The 23,333-nt window shown below is 45.3% G+C and carries 14 protein-coding genes; 6 read left to right on the top strand and 8 right to left on the bottom strand.

Annotated features, from left to right (window positions below):
* Positions 1 to 109: 109 nt before the first annotated feature.
* The 6 genes from ACHUFQ_RS10945 to lptD are packed head-to-tail and all read right to left on the bottom strand — an operon-like array spanning position 110 to position 6,723.
* On the bottom strand, positions 110 to 928 hold the full coding sequence (locus ACHUFQ_RS10945) for a symmetrical bis(5'-nucleosyl)-tetraphosphatase (RefSeq protein ID WP_394175509.1): 819 nt from the start codon (positions 926 to 928) through the stop codon (positions 110 to 112).
* A 3-nt stretch (positions 929 to 931) separates the two neighbouring features.
* Positions 932 to 1,324, bottom strand: a complete 393-nt coding sequence (gene apaG, locus ACHUFQ_RS10950) for a Co2+/Mg2+ efflux protein ApaG (protein ID WP_394175511.1) — start codon at positions 1,322 to 1,324, stop codon at positions 932 to 934.
* A gap of 8 nt (positions 1,325 to 1,332) precedes the next feature.
* Complete coding sequence (rsmA, locus tag ACHUFQ_RS10955) at positions 1,333 to 2,139, bottom strand: 16S rRNA (adenine(1518)-N(6)/adenine(1519)-N(6))-dimethyltransferase RsmA (RefSeq protein WP_394175512.1); 807 nt, start codon at positions 2,137 to 2,139, stop codon at positions 1,333 to 1,335.
* On the bottom strand, positions 2,136 to 3,119 hold the full coding sequence (gene pdxA, locus ACHUFQ_RS10960) for a 4-hydroxythreonine-4-phosphate dehydrogenase PdxA (protein ID WP_394175513.1): 984 nt from the start codon (positions 3,117 to 3,119) through the stop codon (positions 2,136 to 2,138). The genes rsmA and pdxA overlap by 4 nt, the downstream gene beginning before the upstream one ends.
* The gene (gene surA, locus ACHUFQ_RS10965) at positions 3,116 to 4,441 is read right to left on the bottom strand and encodes a peptidylprolyl isomerase SurA (protein ID WP_394175515.1); all 1,326 of its coding nucleotides are present in this window, start codon (positions 4,439 to 4,441) and stop codon (positions 3,116 to 3,118) included. Before surA ends, pdxA begins: the two co-directional genes overlap by 4 nt.
* A gap of 11 nt (positions 4,442 to 4,452) precedes the next feature.
* The gene (gene lptD / locus ACHUFQ_RS10970; RefSeq protein WP_394175517.1) at positions 4,453 to 6,723 is read right to left on the bottom strand and encodes an LPS assembly protein LptD; all 2,271 of its coding nucleotides are present in this window, start codon (positions 6,721 to 6,723) and stop codon (positions 4,453 to 4,455) included.
* 422 nt (positions 6,724 to 7,145) lie between these two features.
* Between lptD and djlA the strand changes: the two genes are divergently transcribed.
* Together djlA and katG are read left to right on the top strand one after the other, a co-directional pair.
* Positions 7,146 to 7,940 carry a co-chaperone DjlA gene (gene djlA / locus ACHUFQ_RS10975; RefSeq protein WP_394175519.1) on the top strand — a complete coding sequence of 265 codons (795 nt, stop codon included), beginning with the start codon at positions 7,146 to 7,148 and terminating at the stop codon, positions 7,938 to 7,940.
* A gap of 294 nt (positions 7,941 to 8,234) precedes the next feature.
* Complete coding sequence (gene katG, locus ACHUFQ_RS10980; RefSeq protein WP_394175521.1) at positions 8,235 to 10,520, top strand: catalase/peroxidase HPI; 2,286 nt, start codon at positions 8,235 to 8,237, stop codon at positions 10,518 to 10,520.
* A gap of 76 nt (positions 10,521 to 10,596) precedes the next feature.
* On the opposite strand, the gene rluA is transcribed toward katG, so the two are convergent.
* On the bottom strand, positions 10,597 to 11,262 hold the full coding sequence (gene rluA / locus ACHUFQ_RS10985) for a bifunctional tRNA pseudouridine(32) synthase/23S rRNA pseudouridine(746) synthase RluA (protein WP_394175523.1): 666 nt from the start codon (positions 11,260 to 11,262) through the stop codon (positions 10,597 to 10,599).
* A gap of 74 nt (positions 11,263 to 11,336) precedes the next feature.
* Positions 11,337 to 14,240 carry an RNA polymerase-associated protein RapA gene (gene rapA / locus ACHUFQ_RS10990; protein WP_394175524.1) on the bottom strand — a complete coding sequence of 968 codons (2,904 nt, stop codon included), beginning with the start codon at positions 14,238 to 14,240 and terminating at the stop codon, positions 11,337 to 11,339.
* 519 nt (positions 14,241 to 14,759) lie between these two features.
* Between rapA and ACHUFQ_RS10995 the strand changes: the two genes are divergently transcribed.
* From ACHUFQ_RS10995 to ACHUFQ_RS11010, 4 genes are all read left to right on the top strand, one after another.
* Positions 14,760 to 16,142 (top strand): PhoH family protein, encoded by a 1,383-nt coding sequence (locus ACHUFQ_RS10995; protein ID WP_394175525.1) that lies wholly within the window; start codon positions 14,760 to 14,762, stop codon positions 16,140 to 16,142.
* Between the two features lie 631 nt (positions 16,143 to 16,773).
* On the top strand, positions 16,774 to 17,799 hold the full coding sequence (locus ACHUFQ_RS11000) for an efflux RND transporter periplasmic adaptor subunit (RefSeq protein WP_394175527.1): 1,026 nt from the start codon (positions 16,774 to 16,776) through the stop codon (positions 17,797 to 17,799).
* Between the two features lie 18 nt (positions 17,800 to 17,817).
* Positions 17,818 to 20,916, top strand: a complete 3,099-nt coding sequence (locus ACHUFQ_RS11005; RefSeq protein WP_394175529.1) for an efflux RND transporter permease subunit — start codon at positions 17,818 to 17,820, stop codon at positions 20,914 to 20,916.
* A gap of 604 nt (positions 20,917 to 21,520) precedes the next feature.
* A complete protein-coding gene (locus tag ACHUFQ_RS11010) occupies positions 21,521 to 23,299 on the top strand; it encodes an acyl-CoA dehydrogenase C-terminal domain-containing protein (RefSeq protein WP_394175530.1) in 1,779 nt (592 codons plus the stop codon).
* Positions 23,300 to 23,333: the final 34 nt, after the last annotated feature.

Raw genomic sequence — 23,333 nt, forward strand, 5'->3', positions numbered from 1 at the left:
ATCAATAAAATCTATGTTGTAACTGAACCTCTGCCCTAACTCTGAGTTGTGCACAAACTTAATGTGATTGGTATTACAGTGAAATTGCTTGCTTGAGGCTCTATCGGCGTTAGCAAATTCGCTTAACCGAGGGGACACGGAATATTTTTTTGTCATCCCAGCGAAGCAACGTCATATAGCCACCCCAGACACAGCCTGTATCGAGTGCATATATGTTAGGGTGCGGACACTGACCGTCCAGAGTCGCCCAGTGGCCAATTATCCATTGCGCTTTGTCCAGGCTTTGGTCCAGTTCAAACCAGGGCTGTAAATCACTATCAGGGTTGTGTTCGGGGTGCTCTTTGTGGATAAACTCCAAATCACCTGATTGGGTGCAATAGCGCATTCGGGTTAACGCATTAACGCTGTAGCGGAAGCGCTGGTCATCATCTTTGGCATCTTGCCAGGCTGCCGGTTCATTGCCATACATAACGTTGAGAAAATATCGACGGTCAGAGCGCAGACAATGTTGCACAAATTTGGCTTGAGCAATGGCGGTTTGAATATCCCATTGCGGCGCAAGCCCGGCATGAGTCATGTAAGCATGGCTATTTGGAAGTTGCCTGAGCAGAGGTTGCGATGCCAGCCAATCCATTAATTGTGGCGCATCTTCGGCATCAAGCACGGTTTGCAGGAAGTCTTTCCTATGCGGCTTTTTAAAGCCTTCCCAAATGGCAAGCAAGTGCAAATCATGATTACCCAATACCGGTTTAGCACGTTCATTTAAGGATTTTAAATAGCGAAGTGTTGCGAGTGAGTCAGGGCCTCTGGCTACCAAGTCTCCGGTTAACCACAATTCATCGTATTTTGGATTAAAGTCTGCCTGGTCGAGTACCTGACGTAACTCAACATAGCATCCCTGCACATCACCAACCAGATAGATTGCCATTAATCAGTTCAATATATTGGGCACCGCGAGGCGAAAAACGGGTATCTGAACTTTATGCTCTTTCCCATGTAAATCCTTCAGCATGTAAAACCCCTCCATCGTACCTAAAGGCGTTTTAATAATTGAACCACTGGTATATTGATAGGATTGGCCAGCCGCTATTACCGGTTGTTGACCGACTACGCCATCACCTTCTACGGATACCTTATTGCCATTGGCATCGGTAATTAGCCAACTGCGGGTCAGCAACTGCAAGGTTTCAGGACCATGGTTTTCTATGGTGATGGTATAACTGAACACAAAACGCTCATTGTATTGATCGGACTGCTCTTCAATAAAATGTACTTGAGCATTAATGTCTACCTGAGAATTTTCCTGGCTAAAAACGCTACTCATTTAATTGATTACTCTGGTGAAGTATCCGCAAGGTAATTGGCGATTAGCACGTACTCTTTAAGGCTGAGATTTTCCGGGCGTAGACTTGGCTTGATACCAAGGTCTTCCAATTGCTCTGCGGATAGTAATTTACTCAAACTGTTTCGGATTGTTTTTCTTCGTTGGTTAAAAGCTTCTGTGCATACTCGGCTAAGCCATTTGACGTCCTTGGCAGGAAAAGGAATGTCCTTATGAGGGATTAACCGAACAATGGCGCTGTCCACTTTCGGCGGCGGCTGAAATGCTTCCGGTCCGATTTCCATCACCGGAACCACCTGACAATAATATTGGCACATAATTGACAAACGACCAAATGCTTTGCAGTCTGGAGCGGCAGCCATGCGATTCACTACCTCTTTTTGAAGCATGAAGTGCATATCTTTAATTTTATCTTTAAACGTTAATAAATGAAAAATTAACGGGGTGGAAATATTATAAGGTAAATTGCCAAAAACACGCAGCGGCTGTTCATCCGCCAGCGTCCCGAAATCAAATTTTAATGCGTCAATTTCGTAAATCGTCAAATGCTTGGCGATAAACGGATGGTGCCGAAGTCGATGGGCAAGGTCCCTGTCTAGCTCGACAACACTGATATCCCCGGCGCGTTCAATCACCGGTTCTGTCAACGCACCTAAGCCGGGTCCTATTTCGATTAAGTTTTCACCCTCACTCGGGTCAATGGCATCAACGATACGGCTAATCACCGCATCATCATGAAGGAAGTTTTGACCAAACCGTTTTTTAGCCTGGTGGCCTAAATGGCTTTTATTGCTCATTGTTTATTGGTTACCAACGTAATAGCATGGTTAAGAGCAGCATCGAAACTGCCGCAATCCGCTTCACCGGTTCCGGCAAGCTCTATTGCAGTGCCATGATCGACACTGGTACGGATAAACGGAAGACCTAGGGTAATATTCACCGAGGATCCGAATCCTTTATATTTTAGCACTGGTAAGCCCTGATCGTGATACATTGCCATCACGGCATCGGCTTTAGCCAGGTATTTTTCCTGAAAAATGGTGTCTGCCGGCAATGGCCCAACCAAATGCATTCCCTCTGCACGTAAACTGTCCAGAGCTGGGCTGATGACATCAATTTCTTCTCTGCCTAAATGGCCTTCCTCGCCCGCGTGGGGGTTCAAACCACAGACATAAATCTTAGGTTCTTTAATGCCAAATTTCTGCTTGAGATCGGTGTCGAGAATGCGTGTGATTTTCTGCACTCTTTCATAGGTAATTGCTTTGGAAACGTAAGCCAGCGGAATATGAGTTGTCATTAACGAAACTCGCAAACCTTCCGTGGCTAACATCATCACGACATCCGAACAATTTGCCTGTTGGGCAAAGTATTCGGTGTGGCCACTAAAAGGAATACCAGATTTATTAATCAGTCCTTTGTGGACCGGACCGGTCACAATGGCCTGAAATTCACCGCTCATATTGCCTTCACAGGCAAGGCGCAGGGTTTCAACCACATAGGCGCCATTATTTGGGTTTAACGCGCCAGGTACGCAGTTATCGCTAAGGGTGACAGGCTTGACCGTTAAACGACCAGCTTTATGCATCGTCGGAGCCTGATTTTCATCGTAAATATCGATTTCCAGGTTAACGCCCAATAATGCTGCCCGCTGGCGAAGCAATTCTGGATCCGCAATCGCAATTAATTGAGCCGGCCAGTCCTGTTGTGCAAGTTGCACTAATATATCAGGGCCTACTCCCGCGGGTTCACCTGGGGTAATTGCGATTTTTGCGGTCATTCGTTGCTATTTCCTTCATCCATAATTTCAATATAAGCTTCGTCGCGGATCTCTTTCATCCAGCGAATTGACTCAGTACCAAACTTACGATTGTATATAAGTTGATAAGCTCTATTTGACTGGTTGGTATCCGTCGCATCCTGCGTACGTCGGCCCGTAAGTTGCACTAAATGCCAACCGAATGATGAGCGAAACGGCTTGTGGTATTCATCAACTTCCAAGTCTGCTAAGGCTTGTGCAAAGGCTGGATCATAGTTGCTGGGTTCAGCCCAGCCTAAATCGCCGCCTCGTGTGGCGGTAGGTCCTTCGGAATTTTCGCGTGCTAAAGTATCAAAATCGGCTTCGCCAGCTTCAATTTGTGCCAACATATCTAACAGCATTTGTTCGGCTTTTTCTTCGGACAGAATAATCGATGGTTTGATCAGAATATGGCGAGATTTTACTTCTTCAATTTCAACTTTCTGCTTACCGCGAATATCGAGGATTTTTACGATGTTAAAACCAAGTCCGGTTCGTACGGGGCCAAAAATGTCCCCGACGTTTTTATTGTTGACCAATTCGGCGAACAACGTAGGCATTTCATTAATACTACGCCAGCCTAAATCACCACCTTCTAGCGCTGTCGGGGCACTGGAAGATGCAATGGCAATTTTTTTGAAATCAGAACCGTTGTTTAACAATTCCACCACTTTATCGGCACGATCTTTTGCCGCCACCAAATCTTCCTGTGTTGGCTCATCAGGAAAGGCAATAAGGATATGACCCAGGTTATACTCGATATCAGCGTTGGTCTGCTCTTGCATCATCTTAACCAGGTTATCGATTTCCTGTGGTGTAATGGAAACCCGACGACGAACACTGGCTCTGCGCACTTCACCGGTAATCAGTTGTTTGCGCACATCCTCACGGTAGCTATCCCATTGCATGCCAGTGCTGATAATTTGCATACGAAAATCTACAATGTTGTTAAAGCCATTTTCACGGGCGATGTTTTTAATGGTGTCGTCCAGTTGCGCGTCACTGATTTGTACGCCCATACGCTCACCTAGTTCCATCATTAGCGCGTCGGTAATTAGCTTTTCCATCGCCTGGGTGCGTAAGGCTTTATCCGATGGCAGGCTCTGCCCTTCGGCGGCTGCCTGTTGTTTCACCTGATTGACCAGTGCGTTAACTTCAGATTCCAGAACAACGCCTGAATTTACAATCGCTGCGACACTGTCAAGCGGCTGTTCTTCGGCTTGTACAAAGCCGCTAAAACCTAATGAACTTATCATCAGGCCCGATGCCAATACGGCTTTACGAATTATTGTTTTATTTAACATACATCTTTTCATTAATTTGAGAGGAAATATGGCCGTTTGTAGCCAAATAATCCTGAGCGTAACATATCATCAATCGCAAGCGGCTTTTGAGTGCCACCAAGTCCTTTCAATACAAATTGCAGGGAAACCCCAGTATCAAAGGCATCGCGATCTTCTGCCAAAAAGTCGGCTTCGTCAAGGTTGGTATTGATATTACGGTGGTAAGCAACGCGTACCGCCCAACAACAACTCTCATATTGAAAACCCGCGTAGGCTTCCAAGGAGCGACTGCGTACTAAATCTTCAGTAACGTGTCCAATGAACTGCCAATGGCGGTTTATTGGAAAACTGGTTAATGCAGAAACTTGTTCTATTTCGTTACCCGAGAGGTTTCGAATGTAATGATGGTTTAATTGCACCAGATTACGTTCATTTTTACGATAATCAATAGTCAGCTGGCTTTTTTCGGTGTTATTTAATTCAGTATCGTACTGAATGTCACCTCGAAACTGCCAACGATCCGTTAATTGTAAAAATAAATCAGCGGCTAATGCAGATTCACTTTCCGGTTCATTATCTTCATTGAGTGCAAAATTACTATCATTGAAGTAGACGATTTGACCCAAGCTTAAATGAAAAAGTTCCGTATTGCTTTCGTCTAACAGTCGGGATGTCACGCCCCAGGATATTTGGTTAGCCTGGGCAATGCGATCTAAACCACTGTATCTGCGATCTCGAAACAGACCATCAAAGTCATCTTGTAACGTTGTGGTATCGTAATTACCAATCATTGTCTGGTCTTTATCTGGAATATACAGGTACTGCAATTGCGGTTCGAGCGTCTGCACGAAATTCTGTTTAAAGTAGCTGGCAAATCGATCAAATCTTAAGCCGGCATGAACACGGGCTTTTGGTAACGTTCGACTCACGTCTTCTTCCAGCAAAGGGTTGTTGGCGATGTTATGTTGCTGATACTGAGTGTGCATCAATCGAACATCGGTATTTACAAACCAACCTGGCATCGAGTATGGCAAAGCAAAGCCCGCTTCGATGTGGAACCTATCTGCTTCGGGTTTATTGGGGTCGTCAATTTCAAAGCGCGTGTATTCCCCGAAAAGATTAAACGAGCTATTGAAAAAGCCAAGCGGCTGATACGCTAGGAAATCCAATTGCGGCAAGGTTTGATAACTGTCTTCGCGGTTACCTAATACTTTGAGTCCCTGAACTTTTACACTCGATTGCCAGTTTTCTGCAAAATACGACAATTCACCAATGCGCCATAGGTAAGCATCCGTCGAGGAAAACTGGTCACTTTCCAAGTCAACCAGGTAGTTATCGTCACTGATATCGCTATAGTCGATAAATACCCGAAAGTTATCGGCAAATGTGCCCATATGTTGATAACGACCAAGGTATCGTTCTTCTTTGCTGGATAACTCGTTATCTTCGCCTAGGTATTCAAAATCGATTTTCCCGAATTGCTCGCCAAAAAGATAACGAAACTGGGATTTAAGCTGAGTACCGCGTTTAGACATGTAATAGGGCGTGATCGTCGCATCCATGTTTTCGCGGATATTCCAATAAAACGGTACACCGAGTTCAAAACCGGACTTGCTGGATGAAGAAATTTCAGGGTAAAGGAAACCTGTCTTACGTTCATTGGTTAATGGGAACGTAAAGTAGGGCAGGTACATGATTGGTACATCTTTGACCCGAAAAACGGTGTTATAGGCACTACCGGTGTTGTCTTCAGTGGAAAGGTTTATCTCACTGGCAGAAAACAGCCAATCCGGGGTTTCATCGGTACAGGAAGTAAAGCTGGCCTCTTCAAGACTGACGCCTTGCTCGGTAATTTTTAATTGTTCGGCCGCACCGCGACCCGGAGACAGACCTAATTGATAATTAGAGTTGCTCATAACCACGGAATTATTGCTATTGTCGGCCTCTAACTGGCTGGACTGAATGGTGATATTACCATCCTGAAACCGGGTATCACCGGAGGTACGAATTTTCCCCGCGCCACGGTCTATGGTGATCTCATCTGCGACAATGCGTTTATCTTCATAGGCAAGCTTTACACCACCAGAAAATTTGGTTGCCTGCTCAGCGATGGTTTGAGTATTTCTAGATTCAATAACAATAGCGTCAAAACGCTGACTTAAGTCTTCTCGTAACTCAATCGGTACGACCTCAGGAAGAGGACATTGGATGAAGGCGCCAGCAGTCGTCGGCGCAGGATTTTCCTGAGCGGTTAGAGGAGCACTAAAAACGGCTAACAATACAGCAATACGGGAGCTTGGCATGTACTTTCCGAAAGAATAAGGCGATTTATTTTTATAAAATAATTCAATTATTATAGGGTTATTCGACCCGCTTAGCGTATCGCAGTGGTTAACACCAACTTACGAACATCTATATTGGCGACTATGATACCAATCACATTAAATTCTCACTGTTTGAGCAATAATTTAATGTGATTGGTATGATATAGCAATTTCGCTTAAATTACATTAGTTGTCATAGCCAATAATGGCTTAATTCTGAATTGGTGCAAAAATAGATAAACACTATTTTTATCCGGCAATGTATTTGAACGCCCTTTGAGCGTTGCAAAACTGACGTGGAAATCTGTATGATGGGCCACCTGAGTAGGCGTAAGCGGTGTTACATCACCATGGTCACGTCCACTGTACTAGTGCTATTGAAAGTGAATATAGGTTAATAAATGAGAATATGGGGTAGAGTTTTCGGTACTTTGCTGGGCTTTATGGTTGGCCGAATAATTGGCGCTGCTTTGGGATTTTTTCTAGGTTGGAAATTTGATAAAGGCCTGGGTTCGGACTTTGCTGCGTTTAATCAACAAAATGAAACGGCGCGCCAGCAAGACTTTTTTTACGTGACGTTTTCCGTTATGGGCCATATCACCAAAGCCTCCGGTCAGGTTAGCGAAGATGAGATTGCTTTTGCTACGTCCCATATGAAGCGTTGGGGGCTAACGGGGGATGCTCGACAGGCTGCCCAAAATGCATTTCGCGACGGCAAACAGCCACATTTTGATCTCCAGGAGCAAATGAAGAAACTAAAACGGGTATGTTTTGGTCGTAAGGATTTGTTGCAAATGTTTGTGGAAATCCAAATTCAGGCAGCGTTTGCCGATGACAATTTGCATCCTAAAGAGCGTGAAATATTACATGGGATCGGCGCATCGTTAGGGATCCCTGCCCGCCATCTTGACTTTATGTTGGATCGTATTGTTGCTGGGGAACATTTTCATCAGCAAGGCTCACAACAATCACCACAGCAACAGCAACAGCGTCTCGATGATGCCTATAAAATTCTCGGCGTTACACCGCAAACGACCGCACGCGATGTGAAAAAAGCGTACCGTAAATTAATGGCTCAGCATCATCCGGATAAGCTGGTTGCTAAAGGCTTGCCTCCGCAATTAATGGAAGATGCGAAACAAAAAGCTCAGGATATCCAGGCAGCTTACGAGCTGGTCAGCAAACAAGCTGCGTAGTTAATGAGCTGAGCCTTGCTCAGCTCTGTCAATCTTTATCGTGATAAACACTCTGGCATTCAACAATCGATGCATGCCCTCATCCTATACATTTTAATTGGTTTTCTCGTTAACTATGTAAACTGGAAAATCTGTTTTTAATTGATAAAAGCGTTCTGATTAATCGATTTAATTAATTTTTCAAATCTTCTGTTACCGCTAGACTTAATGTCAAGTTATTCAACGAGACAACAGGCTCGATCATTATTAATGATACGGGTAACTGTTTGATTACCTGAAGCTAGGAGGGTAGTTATGAAGATTAAATGGGGCGTTCAACAGCCGGCACTGATAACACTGATTAGTACCGTATTATTTGCCTCAGCAACGTTCGCTGAGAGTCAGTCTAGTAAACCTGCAGGGGCAATGGGAACGGGGCAAACCCAGTCCAATCAACCTAAATCCAATCAATTCTGGTGGCCAGATCAACTCGATTTATCGCCGCTTCGCGATCACAGTGTTGCCTCCAACCCCTATGGGGTTGATTTTGATTATGCTGAAAAATTTAATAGCTTGGATATTGCTCAGGTTAAATCCGATGTCGACAAACTACTGACGGAATCCCAAGATTGGTGGCCAGCAGACTTTGGCAATTATGGGCCGTTATTTATTCGTCTTGCCTGGCATAGTGCAGGAACGTACCGTACCCTCGATGGCCGTGGTGGTGGTGATGGTGGACAAATGCGCTTTGACCCATTAAATAGTTGGCCGGATAACGGCAACCTTGATAAAGCCAAACGCTTGTTGTGGCCGGTCAAACAAAAGTACGGTGAAAGTCTGTCTTGGGGCGATCTGATGATATTAGCTGGCACTGTGGGGCTGGAAAACATGGGCTTTAAAACTTATGGGTTTGCAGGTGGTCGCGCCGATGACTGGGAGCCCGATATTGTTTACTGGGGTCCTGAAGTCGAAATGCTGGCAAGCGACAGAGAGAGTAAAAACGGCGAATTGCAACGGCCCCTTGGGGCAACACATATGGGGTTAATCTATGTGAACCCAGAGGGACCAAAAGGTAAACCAGATCCTAAAGGTTCAGCCAAAAACATTCGCACTGCGTTTGCTCGAATGGCGATGAATGACGAAGAAACCGTCGCATTGATCGCCGGGGGACATACCTTTGGTAAAATGCATGGCGCAGCCAAAGCTGCCAAATGTTTAGGCAGAGAGCCCGGCGGTGCGCCAATCGAAGAACAGGGACTAGGCTGGAAAAACAGCTGTGGCAAAGGGCACTCCGAAGATACCATTACCAGTGGTTTGGAAGGGGCTTGGACGCAACAGCCGACCCGTTGGACTACTTTGTATCTGCAAAATTTACTGAATAACGAGTGGGAGCAGACCAAAAGTCCTGCGGGGGCAATTATTTGGGTCCCGAAAGATAAAGCTTTGCATGAGTCCGTACCTGATGCTCATGTCAAAGATAAACGCAATCCGCCAGTAATGACGACAGCAGATTTAGCCATTAAGTTTGATCCCGAATACCGTCAAATAGCGGAACGTTTTTTACATAACCCGGAAGAATATCGTCTGGCGTTTGCCAAAGCCTGGTATAAATTGACCCACCGAGATATGGGACCAAAAAGTCGCTATTTGGCAGACACAGCGCCAGAAGAATCTCTGATTTGGCAAGATCCGGTGCCGCCTGTCGAATATGAGGCCTTGGATGAGAAAGCTATCGCAGCATTGAAAGAAGCGGTTTTATATTCAGAGCTTTCAGTACCCGAATTGGTGCGCACTGCCTGGGCTTCAGCAGCAAGCTTTAGAGCCTCGGATATGCGTGGTGGTGCCAATGGTGCCCGAGTGTTATTGGCGCCTCAGAAAGACTGGCCCGTCAATAATCCGGACGAGCTCGCTAAAGTATTGGCTGAGTTGGCTCAGATTCGTGAGGATTTCAATGACGATGCATCCTCAGGTATGGGGATTTCGATGGCAGATATGATCGTCTTGGCGGGTAATGCGGCGGTGGAAAAAGCTGCCAAAGATTTCGGTTATGATGTTTCGGTGCCATTTGAAGGAGGCAGAACGGATGCAACTCAGGCGCAAACCGATGTTGCCTCGTTTGCGTTGCTTGAACCCAAAGCCGATGCGTTTCGCAATTACTTTAACACTGACGCAAGTTATAAAGGCCCGGCGCAGATGCTGGTTGATAAAGCGGATCAGTTAAATCTCACGGTGCCACAAATGACTGTGTTAGTTGGTGGACTACGTGTGTTAGGTGCAAACTCTGACGGCGTTAAACATGGCGTATTGACCGATCGCGTTGGTACCCTAAGCAATGACTTTTTCGTGAACTTGCTGGATATGTCTACAATGTGGCAAAAAGCGACAGAGGAAGGCTTCTATGAAGGAGTCGATCGCAAAAGCGGTGAACAAAAATATACCGCAACCACCGTAGACCTGATTTTCGGTTCAAACTCTGAGCTAAGGGCGGTAGCGGAAGTTTATGCCTATGACACATCGAAGGAAAAATTCGTTACCGATTTTGTCGCCGCCTGGAACAAAGTTATGCAGCTTGATCGGTTCGATTTACGACACCATCTGTAATCTATGACATTCTTGTTATAGATTACGACTGAAAGTGGGCGCAGCATTAAGTGCTGCGCCCATTGTTATTTTGGTATTAAAAGCTTTCGGCTGCGGTAAAGCACATATTTTCGCCACTTTGTGGATGAAAAAGGCTTAACGTTTTGGCATGCAACTGCAGGCGCGGGCTTAACGCCAGGGCTTCAGGGGGCGCATAAAGGCGATCGCCAATGATGGGATGGCCTAGGCTTAGCATGTGTACACGCAGTTGATGAGAGCGGCCGGTCACCGGCATAAGTTTGACTAGCGTGGTTTTTTCTTCATAGGCTAATACCTGATAACGGGTCAGAGCTTTTTTGCCACGCTCATGATCTACCATTTGTTTGGGTCGGTTGGGCCAGTCACAAATCAAGGGTAAATCCACTTCACCGGTTTCCGGCATTAGCTTGCCAAACACCCGAGCCAGGTAATATTTCTCGGTCTGACGTTTTTCAAACTGCCGGGAAATTGCCACGTGGCTTGGTTTATTGAGTGCCATCACCATCACCCCGGAAGTGGCCATATCCAGGCGATGAACAATGGTTGCAGTAGGTAACACTCGTTGTACCCGATGCTGCAAACAGTCCTGGTGTTCAGGTAAGCGGCCAGGCACGGTGAGTAATCCACTGGGTTTGTTGACAATAATTAAGTCGTCGTCACGATAGAGGATATCGAGATAAGGACTCATTGGTGGCGCATAGATAAAATCTGGATTGGCTGACATAAGATATTAAATTAGTGGTAAGTGGCGAGAGGTAAGTTACTTCCACCTTCCTCTTACCACCTTAATACTTCCGTTTAGTGACTGACGACGATTAATCGAATCGCTTCAAATTTGAGTTGTGCATGTTCGATATAATGGCTTAGTTGCTCTTGCTGGGCAACGATAAACTCCAGTTCTGACTGGCGAACATTGGGATTAACAGCCGCCAAGTCCTGCAAGCGTTCCAGTTCTTCTTGTAAACTGTTTTGCATTTTGTCCATAGCCTGGCGCTGCAACGTAACAACCTGCTGTTTTCCTATGCTCTCGGCCTTTTCCACCAGCGGTGGCACAACACTGCGCAACGCTTTTACTAACTGCATTCCTGTTTGCTTTTTAACCGGTTTTAATTGCTGATCAAACCCGGCTTCATTGACTTTATCCGCCAGATCATTACCGTTCTTATCCAGCAATATCCGAATTGGCGTGGTTGGCAAATAGCGACCCAGTTGCAGTTCACTCGGCGCCATTCCTTCGAGCGTAAAAATACATTCGATAAAAAAGCTTCCTACAGCAATGGCAGGATTTTTCAATATCGCTAAAGAGGCATTACCGATTTCATCGCTAAGTACTAAATCAAGGCTACCTCTTACCATTGGGTGATCCCAGGTCAGCAATTGATAATCTTCGCAGCTTAATGCGGTCTGTCGATCGAAGGTTACGGTTGTACCATCCTCTCCCAAACCCGGAAAATTAGGGCTTAACATATGTTCACTTGGGGTCAGTGCGAGGGCATTGTCGGCTTTATCGTCTTGATTAATGCCAAATACATCAAACACCGAAAACATATATTGCGCTAATTTAGTATCGTCATCCTGAGCCTCTATATCTTTTACCAGCTGCGCTGCTTTACCATGGCCGGAGGAATGAATTTCTAACAACTTATCACGACCTGACTCCATTTCAGCCTTGAGTTGCATATGCATATCGCGACTGGCATTCACCAGGTTCTCAATGCCACTGTCGTGCCAAGTACCCTGCAACGCGGATTGCACGAGGGGACGAGCGAACGCTTCATAGATGGCTCTTGCGGTTACGCAGGTTTGCTCAAACGCATTCATCGCATTGTGATACCAGTTCATTAGCATGGACTGCGGTGATTGCTCGAAATAAGGTACATGGATTTTAATGGTCTGCGTCTGACCAATTCGATCCAAACGGCCGATACGTTGCTCTAACAAATCTGGGTTTTGTGGTAGATCAAATAGCACTAATTGGTGGGCAAACTGGAAGTTACGTCCTTCACTACCAATTTCCGAACAAAGCAGCACCTGCGCACTGTCTTCTTCCTGAGCAAAATAAGCCGCGGCTTTGTCACGTTCAAAAATGCTCATGCCTTCATGGAATACGGCAGCACGAATCCCTTCTTTAACCCGCAACGCTTCTTCAATGTCCTTCGCCGTTTGTGCCTGAGCACAAATAACCAACACTTTGGCTTTGCGATCCTGATTTAATAAATCGATCAAATAATCAACCCGAGGATCGATATCGACCCAGGCTGACTCTGTGCTGTTTAGCTGATAAAAACACTCCGGGGTGAACAGGTATTTACAACGTGAACTCGTCAATAATTGGTCGGTATCCGCCTCCGAGATAAACGCTTGTATGCATTCATCATAAGCCTCAGGCAAAGGCAGGGCGGCGGCAATCAATTCACGTTTTGGGAAGCCTTTGATGGTATTTCGTGAATTTCTAAACAGTATGCGACCTGTACCATGGCGATCGAGTAGTTGATCCACTAAGTTGGCTTTAATGCTATCGCTGTGCTCAGCATCGCTATTAATCGCCAACAGCTCGCGACTGATATCTTTTTCGGAAAAAAGGCGTTGTAGACTATGTTGCTGGCTATCGGTTAGCGCACGATCGGCGAGCAATGAATTTGCCGCATCCGCAACCTCCTGATATTGCTGCTCTTCTTCGACAAACTTCTGGTAATCGTAGAAACGATTGTTGTCTAACAGGCGCAGTCTTGCAAAATGGCTTTGATGGCCTAATTGATCCGGTGTTGCAGTAAGCAGTAAGACCCCTGGAATATGCTCTGCCAGCATTTCCACGCATTGGTATTCGATGCTCGGGCTTTCCTCACTCCAGGCCAGATGATGAGCTTCGTCCACCACCATTAAGTCCCAGTCTTCGTTAGCGATGTTTTCAAATTGATCGGCATTATTTGCAAGAAAGCCAAGATTAATCAATACCAGTTGTTCACTGCTAAAAGGGTTTTCATCAGCGCCATACTGCTGGCAACGCTCTTCATCAAAAATGCTGAATTTGAGGTTGAAACGACGCATCATTTCCACCAGCCATTGATGAGTAAGCGCTTCTGGTACAACAATTAAAACCCGTTGCGCCCGGCCAGAAACAAGTTGCTGGTGAATAATAAGACCAGCTTCAATGGTTTTTCCTAAGCCCACTTCATCGGCTAATAATACGCGTGGCGCGTAGCGCTGTCCGACTTCTTCGGCAATATACAATTGGTGCTCTATCAGGCTAACCCGGCCGCCGGTTAATCCGGTCAGAGCAGATTGCTGTTGCTCGTTACTGATGGCCAGAGAGCGTTTGCGCAGCTGGTACCAGTCGAGACGGTCAAATTGACCATTTAATAATCTGTCATGAGGCTTATTAAACTTAATGAAATGATCCAGCATCATCTCTTTGAGTTGCACGGTTTCGCCGCTTTGTTGATGCACTCCTTCATAGGTGTAGAGATTATCGCTTTCAATAACCTTGCTAATTTTAATGGAGAATCCTTCGTGGCTTGGAACCGTGTCACCAACATTGAATACTACGCGGGTTAATGGCGCATCTTTAATGGCATACTGTCTGGATTCTCCGGTAGCCGTATAAAGAATGGTGACAAAGCGATTTTCAACCGCAACCACAGTACCCAAACCTTGATCGGATTCACTATCTGAAATCCAGCGTTGACCAAGAAAAAATGCCATAAAACTCTCCGAAAAAACCACGCTTGTCAAAAGGGGCGCTATGTTAGCGCTTTCTCGCCCGGGTTGGTACTGTTTTGGAGGCAGCACCAACATTGGCGGTATATTTACTTAAAATCGTTTGATTTACATACAAAATATCTGTTCAGGTTCAACGCCTCTTGTGGGCAGCCTGAATAGGCAACTGACTTACCGTTAAGCTGAACCCATAATAAGAATAGAATCGATCCCGATTTCCTGCAGAAGAGCTTGCGAATTAGCGTCCATAGCTGGGGTTATGACCGTGAATAATTTTCATCCATTGACATAAAATTGTCACTTGCCAGTTGCTCAATAAACTGTCAAAGTGGGGATAAGGTAATCGCGAAAAGGGAGGTTTTTCTTGCTCAATTAGCACCACAGGCTCCAATGGCCGGTCTGGGAGAGGCAAGGATGGTGACCCGGCGATGCGTTTTCACCTTTGTTCTGCTCCGCACAGCTCCGGTATTGGCTCACAATCAATTGTAGGCAGCAGGATTTCATATGACAGAACAAAGCATTATTTATGTATTAGATACTAATATTCTTCTACACGAACCCTTCGCATTTTTATCCTTTCAGGAACATGAGGTGGTCATTCCAATGACCGTACTCGAAGAACTCGACAACATTAAAGATAGAAAAAAAGACGTAAGTCGCGATGCCCGCGTGGCCATCCGAGCGCTCGAAGACACACTTACCGACGCCTCTCCGGAGCAAGTTATGGCGGGGGTTGAACTACCGAATAAGACCGAAACCCAAACTAAGCCAGGCCGATTATCGATTTTCAATGATTTCACATTGAAACAAAAGTCCGGGGCTTTATCCGATAACGACAATGACAATCGCATCATTAATACGGCATTGCATATTCAGGAAATGAACCCTAAAAAGCGCGTCGTATTGGTCACCAAAGACATCAATATGCGTCTTAAAGGCAAGGGCGCTGGGTTAGCTTATGTTGAAGATTATCGTACCGACCAACTCGTTGATGATATTAATTTCCTGACTAAGGGGTATCACAAATTTTCCGGCGATTTCTGGCAACAAGTCAGTAATTGCGAAAGCAAAACCGATGGACGCTATACCCAACATTTTATTGATAAAAACCTAGTGCCTAGTGCGTTTATTAATGAATACCTCATCGATGAAGAGAAAACCTTTGCCGGTAAAATTATTGGTGTCGAAGGCGATACGGCGGCCGTTCAGGATTTAGGTTATGAGCGTTTGATGGGACGACAGGCTTGGGGAATTCATCCTAAAAATATTTATCAGGGGATGGCGTTAGATGCGTTGCTCGACCCGGATATTGATTTAGTGATCCTGACAGGACCTGCCGGTTGCGGGAAAACACTGCTGGCTTTGGCATCAGCACTAGAACTTACCGTCGAAAAAGGGTTGTATGACAAGGTTATCGTGACCCGTTCAACTCCTGAAATTGCCGAGTCGATTGGCTTTTTACCGGGGACCGAAGAAGAAAAAATGGCGCCCTGGCTAGCGGCAATAACCGACTCGTTAGAGGTATTGCACAAGCAGGATGAAAGCATGTCCGGCAGCATGAATTATATAATGGAGAAAGCTAACATTCAGTTTAAATCCATTAACTTTATGCGCGGTCGCTCGATTCAAAATGCCTTGGTAATCCTCGATGAGTGCCAAAATCTTACCGCCTCACAGCTTAAAACTATCATTACTCGCTGTGGCGAAGGAACCAAGATTGTCTGCTCTGGAAATCTGGCGCAAATAGACAGTAATTACCTAACCGCATTAACGTCAGGATTAACCTATATTGTCGAACGATTTAAAGACTATCAGGGCAGCGCTACGATAAATTTAAATGGTGTGGTTCGTTCACCATTGGCCTCGTTTGCCGAGCAAAACCTGTAAATTTAATTAAAAGTACCATTGCATTAACTCAGCTTAACTGCCTGTTGCGTCATGAAAGTGATCGCTGCAGGCAGTTTTTTACCATTAACTGAGTAGAATATTGCTTTTTTTGGGGTGGATTATTGAAATGAACTTAATGGCGGATAATCCGCGAGGTAACAGTGATGGCTCATTCTTTCTGATCCCTGAACACGCCTGACATTGTATAACCTTTTTTGTATTTCGGTGAATAATTGTTATTAAAATCAAAAACTAATTGGCCTTTTTTCTGGGGTTTTTAAAGCCTCGAATTATCACTTTTTACGGATATCAGGTAATCCTTATATGGATGTTTAACGTAGCGAAACATTGAAGGTTTTATTTGAATCGTTTGGGTTTTACACAACTTAACGTGGTTTTAATGCCGCTCATCGATTTATCGGTATCTAAATAGCGAAAAGGTTGGTTAGGGTATCCTTATTTTATGTAGAATACTTGTTCGCTTGCGGCTGAATTTACCATTATTGCGATAATGCCGGGGCATGGGGTGTTCTAAAAACTGAATAGGAACATCTGTTTTAGTAAATATCATCAAACGATTGGTTTTATTAGGCTCATGTTGGCGCTAACCGGAACCTAATTGAAGGGAATTATGAGAATTTTCATTTTTTGTATTGCGGCCTTAACCTTGCTGTCGGATTCTGTCTTTGCGAATGAACGTAAACGACCTCCTATCAATGTCATAACCGAAAAAGTGGTGTTCGAGCCGATAAAAGTAGCGATTGAAACCGTTGGTACCGCGGAAGCGAAAAAATCGGTAAATTTGTTTCCTGCAGCCGCAGATCGCGTGACTAAGGTAGCTTTTGCGCCGGGCGACTTCGTAGAAAAAGGTGCGGTTCTGGTAGAGCTAGATTCTCGTCGCCAGATAGCTGCCTTGCAGCGGGCGAAAATCGATCTGGCTAATAAGCGTCGTAACTTTGAAAGACTTATCAAAAGTAAAGCCAATGGTGCGGTAACAGAATCACAAGTGGATGAAGCACAGGCGATATTGGATCTTGCTTTGGTCAGTGTTGCCGAAGCTGAGGCTGATTTAGAAGATAGAAGCGTGGTTGCGCCATTTAGTGGTTATCTGGGTCTGACTGAAATTGAAGTGGGCGATCGCATTAATCAGACGACATTGATCACAACCATTGACGACAGAGAACAATTATTTATTAATTTTACGGTGCCAGAAGCGTCCTACAATTTAGTTGGATCAGGTACAAGTGTAACTGTCCAGCCATGGAATAGCCGCGAAACTCGCTATATCGCCTCTCTGGAGCAATTAGATAGCCGAATCGATTCCCAAAATCGCACTTTAAAAGTCAGGGCATTACTTGGCAATAGCGATGATATTTTCCGCCCGGGCTTGAGTTTCAAAGTAACCCTGAATACGAACGGTACCGCCTACCCCATTATCCCCGAAGCGGCTCTGGCCTGGGGCGCTACGGGTTCCTACGTCTGGCTGGCAGTAGATGGTAAAGCGAAAAAGAAAAACGTGGTGATTAAACAACGTTTGCGAGGCGCAATACTGGTTGAAGGGGATTTAGCCGATGGTGACGTCCTTATTGTTGAAGGTATTCAGCGCTTGCGGGAAAACGCCAGTGTAGCCATGGAAAGTACGTTAGCTAACCGGTAAATCGTTTAAGGGATTATCATGATTAATTTATTTGAAAATAAAGACGATTTACCATCACTTTCGGTGCGCAGACCCGTCACCGTTGTGGTGTTGAATATTCTTATCATTATTGCCGGCCTGTCGGCGGTACTCGGATTAGAAGTGCGGGAACTGCCAGATGTGGATCGGCCGATTGTCAGTGTTGTTGCTAATTTTCCAGGTGGTGCACCGGAAACCGTAGATAACGAAGTAACTCGACGAATCGAAGGAGCAGCGGCAAGAGTCAGTGGCGTGAAGTCGATTAGAGCGTCTAGTGAAGAAGGCTCTTCTCGGGTACGAGTTGAATTTCGACCGGGTATCGATATTGAAGATGCTGCCAATGAATTACGAGAGTCAGTTAGCCGGGTACAGCGTCAATTACCTGATGAAGTGGAACAGTTATCTATCGTTAAGGCTGATAACGACGCTCAGTCTGTCCTTGATCTGGCGATCGGTAGTGATAATATCGACACGGAATCCATTGCTGAAATTGTTGATCGTGACATTTCGCCGATGTTTCTTGCTATCCCTGGCGTTGCCGATGTCCGGTTAAATGGTGAAAGAAAACAGGTTCTACGTGTCATTGTTGACCCAATTCGTTTAGCAAGTTATCGCCTGTCTTTTACCAACGTCGCCAATGCATTGAAATCTGCCCCATTTGATGTTGCAGCAGGCAGTTTGCGTTCAACGGATCATCAGGTCATTGTTCGTGCTGATGCAACGTCTGTTACGGCGGAACAGGTTGAGAAGATCATTGTCGGCGATGATATTCGCTTAGGTGATGTCGCCACGGTCTACTTTGGTCCTGCGGATGCGCAAAGCTTCGTCAGATTGAATGGCCAACCGGTTATTGGTTTAGGTGTCATTCGTCAGGCGAGTGCCAACACCATTGAAATATCAGACCTTGCATTAGCGATGGTTGAAGAGATCAAATTGCGCTATCCCGACTTGCAGATTTTTGTCACCTCAGATGATGCTCAATTTATTCGCAGTTCTGTAGAAGAGGTGATTAAATCACTTGCCTATACCATTGCTTTGGTTGTCTTCACGTTATGGTTATTCCTTGGAAGTTGGCGGGCAACGATCGTTCCGGCATTATCCATTCCTGTTTCGTTAATCGGTGTATTAGCCATTGTTTGGGCGCTTGGCTTTTCGATTAATATTCTCACCTTGCTGGCGTTGGTATTAGCGACTGGATTGATTGTCGATGACGCCATTGTTGTTTCTGAAAATATTCAACGACATAAATCTTTAGGGGTGAAATCAAAAGCTGCGGCTGTGGTTGGCTCGCGAGAAGTATTCTTTGCGGTGGTCGCGACTACGGCCGTACTCGTCGCTGTTTTTCTGCCGATTGCATTTTTGCCTTCTACGGCAGGTAAGTTGTTCCGAGAGTTTGGCGGAGTGCTCGCTGGTGCGGTAATCATTTCCTCGTTGGTTGCGCTAACCCTAGTGCCGGCATTAAAAGCAAAGTTAAAGCCGAAACAGCAATCCAGTCAGACGACCAGATTCCAGAATTTTGGTAATGGTGCGGTAACCGCCTATGGCAGATCTTTACAGTATTGTATTAAATACGGCTGGTTAGTTTTATTACTCAGTGTGATTGCAGGCGCTGGCGCAACATTTTTGTATAACAGCATAGATAAAGAATTATTACCAACTGAGGATAGAGGTACGGTTCGGATATTCGCCCGGGGACCGGACGGTGTTGGTATTTCTTATATGGACCGGCAAGCTCAGGTGATGGAAGACATCATGTTGCCGTATGCAGCCCTGGGAGATATTGACTCTATTAATACCACGGTAGGTTATCGGGATCCTAACATTGTATTCATGACAGTTAATTTAAAGGACTGGTCTGAACGTGAAAATAGTCAGCAAAAAATCATTGATGAGATTCGTCCTAAACTGGCGGAAATTCCGGGTGCGCCGGGGCGTGCTTTTGGTGCAAACAGCTTAAACCTGAGAGGTCAGGGCGGTGGCCTGGAGTTTGCCATTACCGGCAATAATTATGAAGAGATTTTTGCCGTAGCCCAGACATTTAGCCAGGTTGTAGAGTCGCAATATCCGCAATTTGGTCAACTGGATATTTCCTACCAGCCAACTCAGCCGCAAATGCGTGTTCATATTGATCGTAATCGAGCCGAAGAGCTAGGGGTTCCATTTGCTGATATTAACCAAACCTTACGTGCTGCCATAGGCGGTGATGATTTAATTGATTTGAATGTCGGGGACAAGGCCGTGCCGATAATTTTGCAGTCTTCTTATAAAGATTCAGCAAACCCGTCAGATTTAATCAACTTGTATGTCGCCGGGAAAGATGGCGAGTTAGTGTCATTATCTTCGATTGCTTATATCGCTGAGGAAGGTGTAGCTGCAGAGTTGGAGCGTCATGCTCAACGACGGGCGATCGAAATCGACGCTGATTTGCCCGAAGCGATGCCGATTGCCGAAGCCGTGCAAATTTTGCGTCAGCTAGCGCGAGAACATCTACCTAATGGCTTTGATTTAATCTTGCTGGGTGAAGCGAAAACGTACCAGGAAACCGATCAGCAAGTCACCATGACCTATGTAGTCGCATTCTTAATCGTATTGCTTGTTTTGGCGGCACAATTTGAAAGTGCCGTAAGTGCACTTGTGGTGATGTTAACGGTTCCATTTGGTATTGCCGCGGCGATATTTGCGGTATGGCTTACCGGCACGACAATCAATATTTATACGCAAATTGGCCTGGTGATGCTTATCGGCTTGTTGGCTAAAAATTCAATCTTGCTGGTTGAGTTTGCCGATCAGTTAAGGGATCGCGGTATCGCGATAGAGCAAGCTATTATCGAAGCCGGTAAAGTGCGCTTAAGGCCGATTATGATGACCCTGCTGTCAACTGTCTTAGGAGGATTACCTTTGATCCTTTCTAGTGGTGCTGGTGCCGAAGCACGAAATGCTATCGGTTGGGTCGTATTCGGCGGGTTAGGTATCGCGGTAGTCTTTACTTTATTCTTAACACCGGTGTTATATGTCTGGTTAGCTCGTTTTGCTAAACCAAGAGCCGATCAGGAAAAAATCCTGGTTGACGAATTAAGCAGCGCCCGTAACGCTCAATAATTCTGACAGGGCGGCGTCAATGGCGAGATCCTCTTATCGTAAAAGTCCGATAAGAGGATCTTCAAATCTTAATGGCCCTGTCTTATGCCAATTCCATTATTCTTAACTTCTTTTCTTCGGACATTTTCAAAAAAGACTTTACACCTTAGGTTCGCTGTCGCTATATTTAAACGGGCGTTTAAATTGGTGGTTTTAATTAATGCCAATCCCACTAAGTTTGTGCACAACTCAGAGTTAGGGCCGACGTTCATTTGCAACATAGATTTTATTGATATAGTCATTCTATATTAATGAAATGTAGGGTAGTAAATGGGCCTCTCTCTAACTCCCTACGGGTGAGTTTTAAAGGCGTTTATCCTGCGTTACTGATTTTGGCTGATTTTGAGAGCGGAATAACCATTCTCTGCAATCAAAGCCTTGTCTAAAAGCCTTTAAATTCTCACTGAGTGAGCAATAATTTAATGGGATTGGTATAAGAGTTTGAATTCGGCAAATTGATGGCATTTTGTTTGTCATACTTCCCAAATAAACTCGGTCTTATACTTATAATAAAACCAATTCCACTGAAGTTAATTTTCAACAAGATTTCATAATGGAGGCCATGGTGGCTGAATATAGCGTTGCATTAGACGATATGAATTTTTTGCTGTTTGATGTTTTTCAAGCAGATAAGATGTGGCAAAACCTGCCACAGCTCGCTGAATCTATTGATAAAGATACAGCGCAGGCAATATTACAAGAGTGTGCGAAAATTTCCGAACAAGAAATTGCGCCTATTTCCCGCCAGGGTGATGAAATCGGTGTGCAATTTAATGACGGTTCAGTCACCACACCTCCGGGTTTTAAACAGGCTTTTGATACTTACGCTGAAGGCGGCTGGATTGGCCTGGGTGGCGACATCAACTATGGCGGTATGGGAATGCCGAAAATGTTGACGGCATTGCAAGAAGAGATTGTCTGCGGTGCAGATATGTCATTTTCATTGTATCCGGGCCTTACAACTGGAGCCGCGTTATCTCTATCCGCTCATGGTAGCGAAGCGCTTAAAGAAAAATACCTACCGCGTATGTACAGCGGTGAGTGGACGGGTACCATGTGTTTAACAGAGGCACATGCTGGTACCGATCTCGGCATTATTCGGACCAAAGCGATTGAAAATGCTGATGGCAGTTACTCGCTGACTGGCGGCAAAATTTTTATCACCGGTGGTGAGCAGGATTTAACCGAAAATATCATTCATTTGGTACTGGCAAAATTACCCGATGCCCCGAAAGGCCCAAAAGGCATTTCTCTGTTTCTGGTTCCAAAATTCAACGTTAATGAAGATGGCTCTTTAGGGGAGCGTAACGCCGTAAGTTGCGGTTCCATTGAACATAAAATGGGGATTCATGCCTCAGCTACCTGTGTGCTTAATTTTGATGGTGCTAAAGGTTATCTGGTTGGTGAGGTAAACAAAGGCCTTGCTGCCATGTTTACGATGATGAACTATGAACGTATCGGTGTCGGCATACAAGGCTTAGGCGCAAGTGTTCGCTCTTATCAGAATGCATTGGAATATGCTAAAGAACGATTACAAAGCCGCGCGGTAACCGGTCCTAAATCCCCGGATAAAGAAGCGGACTCGATTATGGTTCACGCTGATGTCCGTCGCATGCTGCTAACCATGAAAGCCATGAATGAAGGTAACCGCGCATTAGCTTTGTATATCTCCCAGCAACTTGATTTATCAAAATATGGGAGTGGTGAAGAGCAGATGAAAGGCGAGGCGCTAACGGCGTTAATGACGCCTTTAGCGAAAGCGTTCTTTACCGATATCGGCCTTGATAATACTATTGCCGGACAGCAGGTTCTCGGTGGCCATGGTTATGTTCGTGAATGGGGACAGGAGCAATTAGTTCGCGACTGTCGTATTGCGCAAATCTATGAAGGTACCAATGGCATTCAGGCAATGGATCTCATCGGTCGTAAGTTAGCGGCAAATCGCGGTGAATTTATGAAATTGTTCATTGCCGAAGTGCGTGCATTTATCGCTGGCAACTCGTCGTCTGAGATGGCGGAATTTGTTTCGCCCTTAAGCGAGTCCATCGATGACTTAGAGACGTTGACCAGAGATATACTCGTTGCTGCTGGCGCCAACCCGAATCAATTGGGTAGTGCCGCCTGTGATTTCTTACATGTCTTTGGCTATACCGCCGTTGGCTATATGTGGGCGAGAATGGCGTTGGCAGCATTGCCAAATTCGCACAGTAACGACTTTTGTAAAGCAAAAATTCACACCGCGCGCTACTTCTTTGCTCGCTTATTACCACGTCGCTTATCATTAATGGCGTCTGCGCGAAGTGCGGCTGAACATTTGTATAACCTGCCGGATGAACTGTTTTAATTGCGCTTTCATAAGAATGAAAAACGGGGTCGTA

The organism is Thalassotalea litorea, assembly GCF_043642205.1.
Lineage (GTDB): Bacteria > Pseudomonadota > Gammaproteobacteria > Enterobacterales > Alteromonadaceae > Thalassotalea_A > Thalassotalea_A litorea.

Bases quoted from the DNA above. Each gene is read 5' to 3' on its own strand.
- rapA (WP_394175524.1), bottom strand. From the start codon at position 14,240: ATGGCATTTTTTCTTGGTCAACGCTGGATTTCAGATAGTGAATCCGAT.
- ACHUFQ_RS11000 (WP_394175527.1), top strand. From the start codon at position 16,774: ATGAGAATTTTCATTTTTTGTATTGCGGCCTTAACCTTGCTGTCGGAT.
- rluA (WP_394175523.1), bottom strand. From the start codon at position 11,262: ATGTCAGCCAATCCAGATTTTATCTATGCGCCACCAATGAGTCCTTAT.
- pdxA (WP_394175513.1), bottom strand. From the start codon at position 3,119: ATGACCGCAAAAATCGCAATTACCCCAGGTGAACCCGCGGGAGTAGGC.
- lptD (WP_394175517.1), bottom strand. From the start codon at position 6,723: ATGCCAAGCTCCCGTATTGCTGTATTGTTAGCCGTTTTTAGTGCTCCT.
- surA (WP_394175515.1), bottom strand. From the start codon at position 4,441: ATGTTAAATAAAACAATAATTCGTAAAGCCGTATTGGCATCGGGCCTG.
- apaG (WP_394175511.1), bottom strand. From the start codon at position 1,324: ATGAGTAGCGTTTTTAGCCAGGAAAATTCTCAGGTAGACATTAATGCT.
- ACHUFQ_RS10945 (WP_394175509.1), bottom strand. From the start codon at position 928: ATGGCAATCTATCTGGTTGGTGATGTGCAGGGATGCTATGTTGAGTTA.
- ACHUFQ_RS11005 (WP_394175529.1), top strand. From the start codon at position 17,818: ATGATTAATTTATTTGAAAATAAAGACGATTTACCATCACTTTCGGTG.
- rsmA (WP_394175512.1), bottom strand. From the start codon at position 2,139: ATGAGCAATAAAAGCCATTTAGGCCACCAGGCTAAAAAACGGTTTGGT.
- ACHUFQ_RS10995 (WP_394175525.1), top strand. From the start codon at position 14,760: ATGACAGAACAAAGCATTATTTATGTATTAGATACTAATATTCTTCTA.
- katG (WP_394175521.1), top strand. From the start codon at position 8,235: ATGAAGATTAAATGGGGCGTTCAACAGCCGGCACTGATAACACTGATT.
- djlA (WP_394175519.1), top strand. From the start codon at position 7,146: ATGAGAATATGGGGTAGAGTTTTCGGTACTTTGCTGGGCTTTATGGTT.